General features: G+C 31.8%; 11 protein-coding genes. 9 read left to right on the top strand and 2 right to left on the bottom strand.

What is annotated here, in order from left to right; genetic code table 11:
* The first annotated feature begins 82 nt into the window (after window positions 1-82).
* The 4 genes from JG554_RS07070 to sucB all read left to right on the top strand — a co-directional run bounded on the left by JG554_RS07070 (window position 83) and on the right by sucB (window position 6,377).
* Window positions 83-745 carry a response regulator transcription factor gene (locus JG554_RS07070; RefSeq protein WP_064208959.1) on the top strand — a complete coding sequence of 221 codons (663 nt, stop codon included), beginning with the start codon at window positions 83-85 and terminating at the stop codon, window positions 743-745.
* Window positions 742-2,097 carry a HAMP domain-containing sensor histidine kinase gene (locus JG554_RS07075; protein ID WP_046208272.1) on the top strand — a complete coding sequence of 452 codons (1,356 nt, stop codon included), beginning with the start codon at window positions 742-744 and terminating at the stop codon, window positions 2,095-2,097. Before JG554_RS07070 ends, JG554_RS07075 begins: the two co-directional genes overlap by 4 nt.
* Before the next feature lie 184 nt (window positions 2,098-2,281).
* Window positions 2,282-5,086 (top strand): 2-oxoglutarate dehydrogenase E1 component, encoded by a 2,805-nt coding sequence (locus JG554_RS07080; RefSeq protein WP_107360333.1) that lies wholly within the window; start codon window positions 2,282-2,284, stop codon window positions 5,084-5,086.
* A 13-nt stretch (window positions 5,087-5,099) separates the two neighbouring features.
* Window positions 5,100-6,377 (top strand): dihydrolipoyllysine-residue succinyltransferase, encoded by a 1,278-nt coding sequence (sucB, locus tag JG554_RS07085; protein ID WP_046208274.1) that lies wholly within the window; start codon window positions 5,100-5,102, stop codon window positions 6,375-6,377.
* Between the two features lie 533 nt (window positions 6,378-6,910).
* Here sucB and JG554_RS07090 read toward each other — a convergent pair.
* Window positions 6,911-7,459 (bottom strand): helix-turn-helix domain-containing protein, encoded by a 549-nt coding sequence (locus tag JG554_RS07090; RefSeq protein ID WP_064208960.1) that lies wholly within the window; start codon window positions 7,457-7,459, stop codon window positions 6,911-6,913.
* 112 nt (window positions 7,460-7,571) lie between these two features.
* Between JG554_RS07090 and JG554_RS07095 the strand changes: the two genes are divergently transcribed.
* Complete coding sequence (locus JG554_RS07095) at window positions 7,572-8,159, top strand: LysE family translocator (RefSeq protein ID WP_064208961.1); 588 nt, start codon at window positions 7,572-7,574, stop codon at window positions 8,157-8,159.
* A gap of 18 nt (window positions 8,160-8,177) precedes the next feature.
* Here the strand turns inward: JG554_RS07095 and JG554_RS07100 are convergent, their stop codons facing one another.
* A complete protein-coding gene (locus JG554_RS07100) occupies window positions 8,178-9,056 on the bottom strand; it encodes an AraC family transcriptional regulator (protein ID WP_046208278.1) in 879 nt (292 codons plus the stop codon).
* Between the two features lie 124 nt (window positions 9,057-9,180).
* Here JG554_RS07100 and JG554_RS07105 point away from each other — a divergent pair, with 124 nt between their 5' ends.
* From JG554_RS07105 to JG554_RS07120, 4 genes are all read left to right on the top strand, one after another.
* Complete coding sequence (locus JG554_RS07105) at window positions 9,181-10,047, top strand: sugar phosphate isomerase/epimerase family protein (protein WP_064208962.1); 867 nt, start codon at window positions 9,181-9,183, stop codon at window positions 10,045-10,047.
* Window positions 10,048-10,128: 81 nt separating this feature from the next.
* The gene (locus tag JG554_RS07110; RefSeq protein WP_046208280.1) at window positions 10,129-11,022 is read left to right on the top strand and encodes a sugar phosphate isomerase/epimerase family protein; all 894 of its coding nucleotides are present in this window, start codon (window positions 10,129-10,131) and stop codon (window positions 11,020-11,022) included.
* Window positions 11,019-12,164 (top strand): Gfo/Idh/MocA family protein, encoded by a 1,146-nt coding sequence (locus JG554_RS07115; RefSeq protein WP_046208281.1) that lies wholly within the window; start codon window positions 11,019-11,021, stop codon window positions 12,162-12,164. The genes JG554_RS07110 and JG554_RS07115 overlap by 4 nt, the downstream gene beginning before the upstream one ends.
* 26 nt (window positions 12,165-12,190) lie before the next feature.
* The gene (locus JG554_RS07120) at window positions 12,191-13,198 is read left to right on the top strand and encodes a Gfo/Idh/MocA family protein (protein WP_064208963.1); all 1,008 of its coding nucleotides are present in this window, start codon (window positions 12,191-12,193) and stop codon (window positions 13,196-13,198) included.
* The last annotated feature ends 74 nt before the right edge of the window (window positions 13,199-13,272 follow it).

Below are 13,272 nucleotides of genomic sequence, written 5' to 3' on the forward strand. Positions count from 1 at the left end.
TCAATATCTTATTTTATTTTTAATACCCTGTTACTTTCTATAAACTGTTATTTCATATATTATATATTTTGAGGTGTAAGCAATGACAAAAATTTTAATTGTTGAAGATGAACAAAATCTTGCACGTTTCATCGAGTTAGAATTAGAGCACGAAAACTATGCAGTAGATATTGAATATGATGGCAAACCTGGGTTAGAAAAAGCTTTAACAGATGATTACGATTTGATTTTGTTAGATTTGATGCTACCTAATATTAATGGTTTAGAAATTTGTAGACAAGTCAGACAAAATAAATCCACTCCTATAATTATTATCACAGCAAAAAGTGACACTTACGATAAAGTAGCTGGATTAGATTATGGGGCAGATGATTATATAGTAAAACCCTTTGATATTGAAGAATTATTAGCAAGAATAAGAGCAATGTTACGTAGACAGCCACAAAAGAACATCATCGACATGCAAGGCATTATTATAGATAGAGATGGCTTTAAAGTAACTGTAGATGGTAATTCTTTAGATTTGACGAAAACAGAATATGATTTATTGACCTTATTAGCTGAAAATCGTAATCATGTATTACAGCGAGAACAAATTATCGCAGATGTGTGGGGTTATGATTCAGAAGTTGAAACTAACGTTGTTGATGTATACATCCGCTATTTAAGAAATAAGCTTAAACCATATAATAAAGATAAAATCATAGAAACTGTACGTGGCGTGGGATATGTGGTTAGAAAATGAAACAGCGTAAATTAAAAACCAAGTGGATGATTATCACAACAACGATTACATTTTCAACCATATTTATATTTAGTTTAATTATCATATTCTTTCTAAGTAACGCATTACGTCACAACGAACTAAGCGAAGCTGAAAGAAGTTCATCGGATATCATTCAACTTTTCGAATCTAAACAATTAAACGATATTACACCATTAGACTTAAATGCTTCGTTAGGTAATTTTCAAAAAGTGATTCTTTATAATAAAAATGGTGAAAAACAAATAGAGACTTCAAATGACAACGATATCGTTTATTCACCTAATTTCAAACCTAAAGAAATTGATACGGCTTTAATAAAAAAATACCATAACAACGATTATTTAATTATTACAAACCGGATTAATACGCACCATTTTAAAGGATATAGCGTAATCATTCATTCTTTAGAGAATTATAATGCACTCGTCAATTCATTGTATTTTATTGCACTCATATTTGGAGTGATTGCTACTTTTATAACTGCAATGGTAAGTTATTTCTTCTCTGCACAAATTACAAAACCATTAATCTTAATGTCTAATAAAATGCAGCAAATTCGTCGTGATGGTTTCCAAGAAAAAGTGGACTTAGTTACTAATTATGAAGAAACAGATAATTTAATTGTCACTTTTAATGAAATGATGTTCCAATTAGAAGAATCGTTTAACCAACAGCGTCAATTTGTTGAAGATGCTTCACATGAGCTACGAACTCCATTACAAATTATTCAGGGTCACTTAAATTTGATACAGCGGTGGGGCAAAAAAGATGCAGCAATTCTTGAAGAGTCACTCGACATATCCTTAGAAGAAATGACTAGAATTACAAAATTAGTTGAAGAATTATTATTGTTAACAAAAGATAACAACAATAGTAAAGAAAATGAAACCGAAAGTGTAGAAATTAATCAAGAGATTACATCCAGAATTAAATCACTAAAACAACTTCATCAAGATTATGTTTTTGAATTTGTACCTTATCAAAAACCGCTTAATATAAAAATAGACCGTTATCAATTTGAACAAGTACTAATTATCTTCATTGATAACGCCATGAAATATGATCAAGTTAATAAATATATTCAAATTCAAACAAATCTAAGGAACAAACAAATATCAATTGAAATCACTGACCATGGTGTAGGTATTCCAAAAGAGGATATAGATTTTATTTTTGACAGATTCTATAGAGTTGATAAATCCCGTTCCAGAAAGTTAGGCGGCAATGGTTTAGGTTTATCGATAGCTAAAAAAATCATTGAATTAAATCATGGAACAATTCATGTAGAAAGTGAAGTAGGAAAATACACGACATTTAAAATCACATTTTGATTTTTAATAGGTTACTCATTCAAGTAAAAATATGTTACGCTATAAAATGAAAATACAATTAGCAGAGCCAAATACAATCAGGTTCTGCTTTTTTCATATAACTAGTTATTGATACTTTAATTTGCATTTATTTAATGCTATTATTGATTTGTAAGCGTTTTAACTATTTTGTGGAGGGTGTAATATGAGCAACGAAAGTCAGGTTACCCAGGCACCTGTAAATTTCGGGGCAAATCTTGGATACATTTTAGATCTATATGATTTATATTTGAATGATCCAGCTTCAGTCCCTGAAGATTTACAAGTCCTATTTAGTACAATCAAAAACGGTGAAGCAAACATCACAACAAATACAGCTGATGGTCAACAAAATACGACTAAAGCTGATAGCACGATTAAACGTGTTATGCGTCTCATAGATAACATACGTCAATATGGGCATTTATTGGCAGATATTTATCCAGTTAACAAACCTGAAAGAGAAAATGTTCCAAAATTAAATATTGAAGATTTTAATTTGGATAAAGAAACACTAGAGTCAATTTCAGCAGGTATTGTATCTGAACACTTTAAAGATATTTACGATAATGCTTATGAAGCTATTGTTCGTATGGAAAAACGTTATAAAGGACCTATTGCATTTGAATATACACATATCAATAACAATAGGGAACGTGTATGGTTAAAACGTAGAATAGAAACACCATACAAAGCAACATTAAACGATAATCAAAAGATTGAATTATTTAAAAACTTAGCACATGTAGAAGGCTTCGAAAAATATTTACACAAAAACTTTGTGGGCGCAAAACGTTTCTCAATAGAAGGTGTAGACACACTAGTGCCAATGTTACAACAAACATTAAGACTTGCTAGTGACGAAGGCATTCAAAATATACAAATAGGTATGGCCCACCGTGGTAGATTAAATGTACTTACACATGTGTTAGAAAAACCATATCAAATGATGATTTCTGAATTCATGCACACTGATCCAATGAAATTCCTACCAAAAGATGGTAGTTTAGAATTAACTTCAGGTTGGTCAGGAGATGTAAAATACCATCTCGGTGGTGTAAAAACTACAAATTCTTATGGCAGTGAGCAGCGCATTTCCCTTGCGAATAATCCAAGTCATCTTGAAATCGTTGCGCCGGTTGTATTAGGTAAAACACGTGCAAATCAAGATGATACCGACAAACCTGGAAAAGTTCATACTGATTTCCATAAATCTATGCCGATATTGATTCATGGTGATGCTGCTTACCCAGGACAAGGTATTAACTTCGAAGCTATGAATTTAGAAAATTTAGACGGCTATTCAACAGGTGGTACACTCCATATTATCACTAATAATAGAATTGGCTTTACAACTGAGCCAGAAGATGGTCGTTCTACAACGTATTCATCTGATGTTGCAAAAGGCTACGATGTACCTATCATGCATGTTAATGCAGATAATGTTGAAGCAACTATTGAAGCAATTGAAATTGCTATGGCGTTTAGAAAAGAATTCCATAAAGATGTTGTCATTGATTTGGTTGGTTATCGTAGATATGGGCACAATGAGATGGATGAACCATCCATTACCAATCCGTTACCATACCATAATATTCGAAAACATGACCCTGTTGATGTACTTTATGGTCATCAATTAGTTCAAGATAATATTATTTCTGAAGATCAAATGAATCAAATCTTTGATGAAGTTCAAAAAGAACTCCGTGCCGCTCATGATGAAATAGATAAAAACGACAAGATGGATAATCCAGATATGCAAAAACCAGATAGTCTTGCCGAACCACTCCAAAGTGTCGATGTGAATGTAAGTTATGAACAACTTAAAGAAATTAATGATGCAATGCTATCATATCCATCTAACTTTAATGTTCTTAAAAAATTAAATAAAGTCTTAGAGAAAAGAAGAGAGCCTTTTGAGAGCGAAGATGGATTAGTTGATTGGGCTCAAGCAGAACAATTAGCATTCGCAACAATCACTCAAAAAGGTACGCCTATTCGCTTAACTGGACAAGATAGTGAACGTGGTACATTCAGTCACCGTCACGCCGTACTCCATGACCCTGATTCAGGTGAAGAATATATCCCACTTCACAATGTTCCAGGACAAAAAGCAACTTTTGAAGTGCGTAACTCGCCACTATCAGAAGCAGCGGTTGTTGGTTTTGAATATGGTTATAATGTGCAAAATAAAGATTGTATGACAATTTGGGAAGCCCAATATGGAGACTTTTCTAATATGGCTCAAATGATATTCGATAACTTCTTATTTAGTGCTAGAGCTAAATGGGGTGAACGTTCAGGTTTAACACTATTCTTACCTCATTCATTTGAAGGTCAAGGGCCTGAACATTCATCTGCACGTTTAGAAAGATTCTTACAATTAGCTGGGGAAAATAACAGTACAGTAGTAAACTTATCAAGCTCAAGTAACTACTTCCATTTACTGAGAGCTCAAGCTGCTAGCTTAGGTACACAATCAATGAGACCACTAGTAGTAATGTCTCCTAAGAGTCTCTTACGTAATAAAACAGTTGCTGACCCAATTGATAAATTTACATCTGGAAAATTCGAACCAATTTTACCAGAAGAACATGATAAAGAAGCTGTTAAAAAAGTAATTCTAGCGTCAGGTAAAATGTTTATTGATTTAAAAGAATATTTAGCAAAAAATCCAAATAATTCAATTTTACTAGTTGCCGTGGAAAGATTATATCCATTCCCAGCTGAAGAAATTGAAACATTACTAAATGAATTACCTCATTTAGAAAATGTAGCTTGGGTACAAGAAGAACCTAAGAACCAAGGCGCTTGGTCATTTGTTTATCCATATCTGAAAGAATTAACTACAGATAAATACGATTTAAGCTATCATGGCCGTATTCAACGTTCAGCTCCTGCTGAAGGTGATGGAGAAATACACAAACTTGTTCAAAATATGATAATCGAACAAAGCACAAAATTTAACTAGGGGGAAGTTAAGCATGCCAGAGGTAAAAGTTCCAGAATTAGCAGAATCCATTACAGAAGGTACCATTGCAGAATGGTTAAAACAAGTCGGTGATAGTGTAGATAAAGGTGAAGCTATCCTTGAATTAGAAACAGATAAAGTAAACGTCGAAGTAGTTTCTGAAGAAGCTGGTGTATTGCAAGAATTACTTGCAAATGAAGGTGATACGGTAGAAGTTGGCCAATCTATCGCTGTTGTAGGCGAAGGAAGTGGCAATAATAATTCAGAAGCACCTAAACAAGATAATTCTGAATCACAAGCAGCTGATAGTAACGAAAAATCAGAGCAACCAAAATCAGAAGCTCAAAATGATAATGAAAGTACTGCTGACGATTCACAAAATAAAGGACAACGTGTTAATGCGACACCATCTGCACGTAAATATGCACGTGAAAAAGGCATTGACTTATCCGAAGTAGCAACGCAATCAAATGATGTTGTTAGAAAAGAACATGTTGATCAATCACAAAATAATAAGAATGAACAAGCTGCACAATCATCATCAAAAGAAGAACCTAAAAAACAAGCAGCTCCACAAAACCCAACAAAACCAGTTATCAGAGAAAAAATGTCTCGTCGTAAGAAAACAGCTTCCAAAAAGTTATTAGAAGTATCTAATAATACAGCAATGCTAACAACATTTAATGAAGTTGATATGACAAATGTGATGAACTTACGTAAACGTAAAAAAGAACAATTCATTAAAGATCATGATGGTACAAAACTAGGTTTCATGTCATTCTTTACAAAAGCATCAGTAGCAGCATTGAAAAAGTACCCTGAAGTAAACGCTGAAATTGATGGTGAAGACATGATTACGAAACAATACTATGACATCGGGGTTGCCGTATCTACAGATGACGGATTACTCGTACCATTTGTAAGAGATTGTGATAAGAAAAACTTTGCCGAAATTGAAGATGAAATAGCTAATTTAGCTATCAAAGCGCGTGATAAAAAATTAGGTTTAGATGATATGGTAAATGGCTCATTTACTATTACCAATGGTGGTATCTTTGGTTCAATGATGTCTACACCAATTATTAATGGTAGCCAAGCTGCGATTCTAGGTATGCATTCTATTATTACACGTCCGATTGCTATCGACGCAGACACAATTGAAAACCGTCCGATGATGTACATTGCATTAAGTTATGATCATAGAATCATCGATGGTAAAGAAGCAGTAGGTTTCTTAAAAACTATTAAAGAATTAATTGAAAATCCAGAAGATTTACTATTAGAATCTTAATCCACAACACAAAATAGTTTACTAACCTTAATACAACGGCGTTCAGCGTCGTTGTATTTTTATGTGCTTATTTCATTTTTAATAACATTCAAATGCCCGCTCTAGCATTATTTTACTATTGAAAGTCATTGTGATTATTTGAATATAAAATAAAAAGCACCTAAATTATTTAAGTGCTTTTGTATTATATGAAAGATATTATTACTAATAATAAAGCACAAGCTAAGCAGATGTAGCCTGTAACTTTAAAATTTTGCTTAAAAAATACATAACTTAAAATGAAAATAGATAGAGTTAGACTTAAGATGGATAGTAGAACAGATACATGAATGATATTAAAACTTATGAAAATATGAAAAACAAATAACATTGTAGCTATTATTAATAATATTATTTCAAGTGGTTTTAAATCTTTCATTTGAGGATTGACCAAAATATTGTCCTCCCTGAATTTATCTAATTAAGCATATCCTTATCATCAAACATGAAAAGCTGTAAAAATATTCATTTCAATCTATTGATATTATTACATATTAATAATGAATAGTCATATGTAAGTACACAGGTTCATCATGTTGGTTTAAATATTGGTGAAATATATTTCCATTGAATTTAATAGCTTCATTTTTATGAATAACAAAGGTTTCTCCATCTAATATAAGTGTTAAGGTACCTTCATAGACTGTGATATATTCCATTGTATTTGATCCATGGGGCGACCCGTCCATTTGCCCTTCAACTCCAATAACAACCATATAGCTTTCAAACTTCTTTTCAATATCAAACTTAAATAGAGGATATGCTTTATATTTATTATCTTCTGAAATTAAGGGTTGTATTTCATTCAAACTAACTTTCTGTATAATATTGCTATTTTCTTGTGTTAATTCTGTGAATGATACTTTTAAACCATTTGCTATCTTCCATAATGTTGTGATAGATGGAATGGATATCTTACGTTCTATTTGTCCCAACATTGTTTTACTTACACCTGTGACATCAGATAATTGTTCCAATGAATAACCACTTTGTTTTCTATATAATTTTAAATTTTCAGCTATAATGTCGTTAATTTCTCTCATCAATTTAAGCACCTCTATTTACAATATAACGTATAAACCATATACTTTAAAGACCAAACATTATAACGTAAATTTGGACGTTATAATGTTTTGATACGTGGGGGAGATTAAAATGTTAATAATATCTATGCTTATATATGCTGTTGTTGCAAGCTTTACACCCGGTCCTAATAATATAATGGCTTTGTTTTTTTCACAAAATTTAAATTTTAAAAGCAGCTTGCGATTTTCAATTGGTGTTGGATTTGGTTTTCTTTTGTTGTTACTAATATCCAGTATATTTAATACAACTTTGCATGCCGCTTTTCCTAAAATTGAATTTTTGATGAAAATATTTGCATTTATATATTTACTTTATTTAGCTTTAAAGATTTCTATGAGTTCTATTTATGGGACAAAGCAAACTTTTAGTCACAAGCTCAGTGGTTTAAAATCTGGTGTAATGCTACAATTCATTAATCCTAAAGGAATTATTTATGCTTTAACAGTAATTTCTACTTTTATCACACCTTTTTCTACGGATTGGCAAAAACAATTACCCTTTATTATCTTACTGGCTATTATCGGTTTTTTAGGTACTTTGAGTTGGGGTGTTTTAGGTTCTTTATTTAAATCATTTATATCAACACATGAACGTATATTTAATTTTGTCATGGCTGGTCTATTAGTTTATGTTGCTATAAATATTTTAATACACTAGTTATGAAATGATTGTTATTTAATGATTATCATATTGTTGTGAAAATTCGCGCGGACTACAACCATATGAGGTTTTAAATCTTCTGTAAAAATTCGAATAATCACTAAAACCACAATGAGTTGCTACTTGTTGTGGATTTTCTCCATTTTTTAATAACCTTTGAGCATTTTGCAAACGCAGATTTAATAAATAACGATATGGTGGATAGCCAACTAGTTTTGTAAATTGTTGCGTGATTTTATGTCGACTTACAAAAAATTTATTTTCAAGTTGCTCTAATGATATTTCCTGACTGTAATGTAATTCCATATAGTCTAATACCTGTCTAACTAAGTGACTAGATGGGTCATCACTATAATCAACGATACCTTCATTTTCTATTGCTACTCTATTAAGTATGATTAAAAACTGTGTCAGTAAAGATTTAGCAGCTAAATCTTTACCAAAAGCTTGATTATCTTGTTCATTAATTAAACCTTGTAACAAATAATATAATTCTCTTTTTTGATATTCCGATAACTGCAATAGATATTTAAATTTAGATGAATATTTATCAAAACACACGCTTAGATCACAATTTTCTACAGAAAGTTCATTTATTATTTCAGCATCAAATCGTAAGCCGATACGCTCTGCGTGACCATCCTTTTGTTCATCCAAACGATGGAATTCGTATGGTGGAATAATGAGCATTGAGCCAACCTCTAAATTAAAAGATTGTCCTTCTATGGTATAAAGCAAATTTCCAGATAATGAAAAAAATATTTCATAATGATCATGATAATGTAATTCATTTCCAAAATGACCGTCACTTATTTTATGCCATGCGGCGTATTGACCATCAAAGGGTAATGAAATTGTATCAAATTGTTGGGTAAATGTTTCTCTATCTTTCATGAAAATATCCCTCCTGCTCAAAAAACATACTTTTTTCCATGATTTACAATGTTGTTATTTTTCCCTCAAATTATAATTATATTATAACACTAAAATATAAATATTTTTGAAAGGAAGAATGAATATGACATCAACTCAAATTGGCGTTCAAATGATGATGCTCAAACAAAAAGTACAAGAAGAAGGATTATATAACGTACTGAAGAAAGTCAGTGATTTAGGTTATAATGCGGTCGAAATTTCTCAAATCGACATGAACCCACAGAATATTGAAGCAATGCAACAAGCGATTAATGATTTTGGAATGAATATTGCAGCAATGTCCTGTGGTGTAGAGCATATATCTGCCAAACAAAAATATCCTGGAGATACATTAGAAGATGATTTCGATAAAATTGTAGCTGATTGTAAAGCTGTGAACTGTTCTATCTTGAGAATAGGGATGTTACCAATTAACTATATGGGGTCCAAAGAAAGCACCTTACAATTTGCTGAAATTTGTGAAACTTATGCCAAAAGACTTAAAGAAGAAGGCATTGATTTATACTATCATGCCCATAATTTAGAATTTGTTCAATACAATGGACAATTTATGCTTGATTTAATGAGAGATCATACAAATCATTTAGGTTTCGAACTAGATATCCATTGGATTTGGAGAGCAGGACTTAATCCAATAGATGTCATTCCAAAATATGCAAATCGTATTCGTGCTATACATTTAAAAGACTATCGAGTAGGTGAAATAGATATGTCACAATACCCTGGCGAAGGACATGAAAAATTATATTATATGTTACATATGATTACTCAATTTGCTGAATTAGGAAAAGGCACTTTACCGCTTAAGGATATTATTGAAATTGGACGTGAAAGTGGCAGTGAATATTTCTTCGTTGAACAAGACGAGCTATACGGCGAAGATCCATATAATTGTTTAACAATTAGCCGGGACCACTTATATGATCTGGGTTATAAATCTTGGTTTTAATGTTTACTCTAAAATAAATATTCTGTGCTTATTTACATTTAATTAAGTAAGCGCTATCAAAATGATAAGGATGTAGATACGATGTTTAAAAATATTGAGATCTCTGGATTTTCTGATGAAATCGCTTCAGATTTTCAAACACAGTTAAAAACGGTAAATGAGCTAGGCATGAGCTATATTTCCTTACGTGGAATCGATGATAAAAATATTGGTGATTACTCAGTAGAAATGATTAAGAAAGATGTAATTCCTCGCTTAAAGCAATGGAATATCGGAGTATCATCTATAGGTTCACCAATTGGCAAAATTTATATAGATGATGAAGCAGCGTTTGAAAGACAATTAGTAATGCTCAAATCATTATGTGAAATAAGTCAATTGCTCAATTGTCAGTATATTAGAATATTTAGTTTTTATATTCCTAAAAAAGACAATTTTGATGATTATAAAAATGTAGTGATTTCAAAATTAAAGGAATTTGCAAAAATAGCTGAGCAATACAATATTGTACTGTTACATGAAAATGAAAAAGATATTTTTGGTGATATTGCTCGTCGATGTAAACTTATTCTTGATGAAGTAAACTCTCCAAATTTCAAGGCGATATTTGATTTTGCGAACTTTGTCCAATGTGGAGAAGATACACAGGACTGTTACGACTTACTTTCAGATGACATAGCGTATATCCATATTAAAGATGCAGTATACAAAGATAATGTTAATGTGCTATGTGGTACAGGTGATGGTCAGATTGAAAGTATCTTAGTACAATTTTTTGAATCAGGTTATCAAGGATTCTTAACACTTGAACCTCATCTTGTCGTTTTTGATGCTATTAAAGACTTAGAATTAGAACATTCAACTGAAACAATTCAAAATTCTGCTGCAAAAGATGGTGCAGAAGGATATAAAATGCAATATGAAGCACTTTTGAAAATATTATCGAATATAAACAATAAGGAGAATACACAATGAAAAAAATTCGTTTAGGCATTATTGGTTTGGGCGCTCAAGGTAGTACGTATGCTGAATTTATTAAAGCTGGTAAAATTCCACAAATTGAAATTGGAGCGATTTGCGACATCAATACTGAAAAGAAAAATGAAGTAAAAAATCATTATCCTAATGTACCATTTTATAATGACTATATCGCTATGCTAGAAAGTGGGGATGTTGATGCAATTGTTACAACCGTTCCTCATTATCTGCATACTGATATAGGTAAAGAAGCCTTAAAACGGGATATTCACGCTTTACTTGAAAAGCCGGCTGATATTTATGCTGAAAAAGTGAAAGAAATAAGTGAATTAGCAGCATCCAAACCACATTTAACATTTGCGATATTCTTTAATCAACGCACAAATCCACTTTATCAAAAAGTAAAATCTCTTATTGATGACGGTGTAATTGGAAATATTCGTCGTACGAATTGGATCATCACGACTTGGTGGCGTCCTCAAGCATACTATGATCAAAGTTCATGGAGAGCTACATGGTCAGAAGAAGGCGGCGGTGTTTTAGTAAACCAAGCGCCACACCAAATAGATCTATTACAGTGGCTATGTGGGATGCCAAAATCTGTGTTTTCAAATATTAAATATGGCTATCAGCGTGATTTAGCGGTTGATGATGATGTAACAACCATTCTAGATTATGGCAATGGTGCGACAGGTGTATTCATTACATGTACCCACGATATTATCGGTACTGATCGTTTAGAAATCACAGGTGATAATGGCAAAATATTAGTTGAAGATAGTAAGACAATCACATTGACACGTCTAAAAGAATCAGAAACACAAATGAATCGAAATATGTCTTGGGAAGAAGCAGCTAAAATCTTTAAAGGCAACGGATTAGAAAATATTTATGATCAGCAAACATTTGAATTTGAAAGTGTATGGGGTGAGCAACATATAAATGTATTAGAAAATTTTGCCGCTAATATCATTGACGGGACACCTTTAATTGCGCCTGGAAATGACGGCATAAATGGCGTGAATTTAGTAAATGCAATCTATTTATCTAGTTGGACAGGTAAAGAAGTAACAGTTCCAGTAAATCCCTCAGAATTTAAAGATGCATTAAAGCAACAAATTCAAAACGAAGCACATTAAAAATGTTTAAAATCGGAGCTGGTAATATGTTGAAAATTGGAATTATAGGACTAGGTGATATTTCAGCAATACATCTCAATACGATAGAGGCAAATTCCAATGTAGCATTAGTAGCTGCATGTGATATTGATAACGCCATGCAAACTAAAGTACCCAATGCTCAATTTTTTACAAATTTTGAAAATATGTTAAAAGAAGTGGATCTAGATTGTGTACATATTTGTTTGCCTCATCATTTACATGTATCTGCGACAACTGCCTGTGTAGAAAGAGGTATACATGTTTTGCAAGAAAAACCTTTATCAATTAATACTAAAGAAGGATTAAAATTAATACAATTAGAGCAAAAATATCCAGATACTAAAATATGTGTTTGCTTTCAAAATAGATTTAATGAAACATTTCAAACTTTAAAACAGATAGTACAAAGCAAAAAGTTTGGTGAAATCATTGGTATAAAAGGTATCGTTACTTGGTTCAGACCTGAATCATATTATACTGATAAACCATGGCGTGGAAAATTAGATACTGCTGGAGGTGGTGTATTAATCAACCAAGCCATACACACCTTGGATTTAATGCAATTACTTTGTGGCCCTGTTGATACAATTAAAGGCAATGTATCACAATTGTTAGATTATCATATTGAAGTCGAAGATACCGCTTCTGCACATATTAAATTTAAAAATGGGGCGAATGGAATGTTTTTTGCCACTAACGCTAATTTTGGCAATTCAAGTATCGAACTTCAAGTCATTTTTGAAAATGAAAAATTCACAATTAAAGATAATATACTTACACGTGTTAATAAAGAAGGATACAAAATTCATATTATTGAAGATAAAAAATTGCCAGGTACAAAATCATATTATGGACCAAGTCATGGGACACTCATAAATCAATTCTACGATTCCATTTATAATCACACTAAAAACTATATACATGTTAAAGATGCATTACCATCAATAGCAATCATAGATGCAATACAAAAATCTTCACAAACAAATGAGACAATTCATTTTACGAGTATTTAGCAAACAAATGAAATTTTGGTATTTTAATTTATTGTGGAACATAATCATAGCGATTAAAAGTAAACTCATTCAAG

The sequence above is a fragment of the Staphylococcus sp. 11-B-312 genome, assembly GCF_016743055.1.
GTDB classification, from domain to species: domain Bacteria; phylum Bacillota; class Bacilli; order Staphylococcales; family Staphylococcaceae; genus Staphylococcus; species Staphylococcus ureilyticus.

Bases quoted from the DNA above. Each gene is read 5' to 3' on its own strand.
- JG554_RS07070 (WP_064208959.1), top strand. From the start codon at position 83: ATGACAAAAATTTTAATTGTTGAAGATGAACAAAATCTTGCACGTTTC.
- JG554_RS07075 (WP_046208272.1), top strand. From the start codon at position 742: ATGAAACAGCGTAAATTAAAAACCAAGTGGATGATTATCACAACAACG.
- JG554_RS07080 (WP_107360333.1), top strand. From the start codon at position 2,282: ATGAGCAACGAAAGTCAGGTTACCCAGGCACCTGTAAATTTCGGGGCA.
- sucB (WP_046208274.1), top strand. From the start codon at position 5,100: ATGCCAGAGGTAAAAGTTCCAGAATTAGCAGAATCCATTACAGAAGGT.
- JG554_RS07090 (WP_064208960.1), bottom strand. From the start codon at position 7,459: ATGAGAGAAATTAACGACATTATAGCTGAAAATTTAAAATTATATAGA.
- JG554_RS07095 (WP_064208961.1), top strand. From the start codon at position 7,572: ATGTTAATAATATCTATGCTTATATATGCTGTTGTTGCAAGCTTTACA.
- JG554_RS07100 (WP_046208278.1), bottom strand. From the start codon at position 9,056: ATGAAAGATAGAGAAACATTTACCCAACAATTTGATACAATTTCATTA.
- JG554_RS07105 (WP_064208962.1), top strand. From the start codon at position 9,181: ATGACATCAACTCAAATTGGCGTTCAAATGATGATGCTCAAACAAAAA.
- JG554_RS07110 (WP_046208280.1), top strand. From the start codon at position 10,129: ATGTTTAAAAATATTGAGATCTCTGGATTTTCTGATGAAATCGCTTCA.
- JG554_RS07115 (WP_046208281.1), top strand. From the start codon at position 11,019: ATGAAAAAAATTCGTTTAGGCATTATTGGTTTGGGCGCTCAAGGTAGT.
- JG554_RS07120 (WP_064208963.1), top strand. From the start codon at position 12,191: ATGTTGAAAATTGGAATTATAGGACTAGGTGATATTTCAGCAATACAT.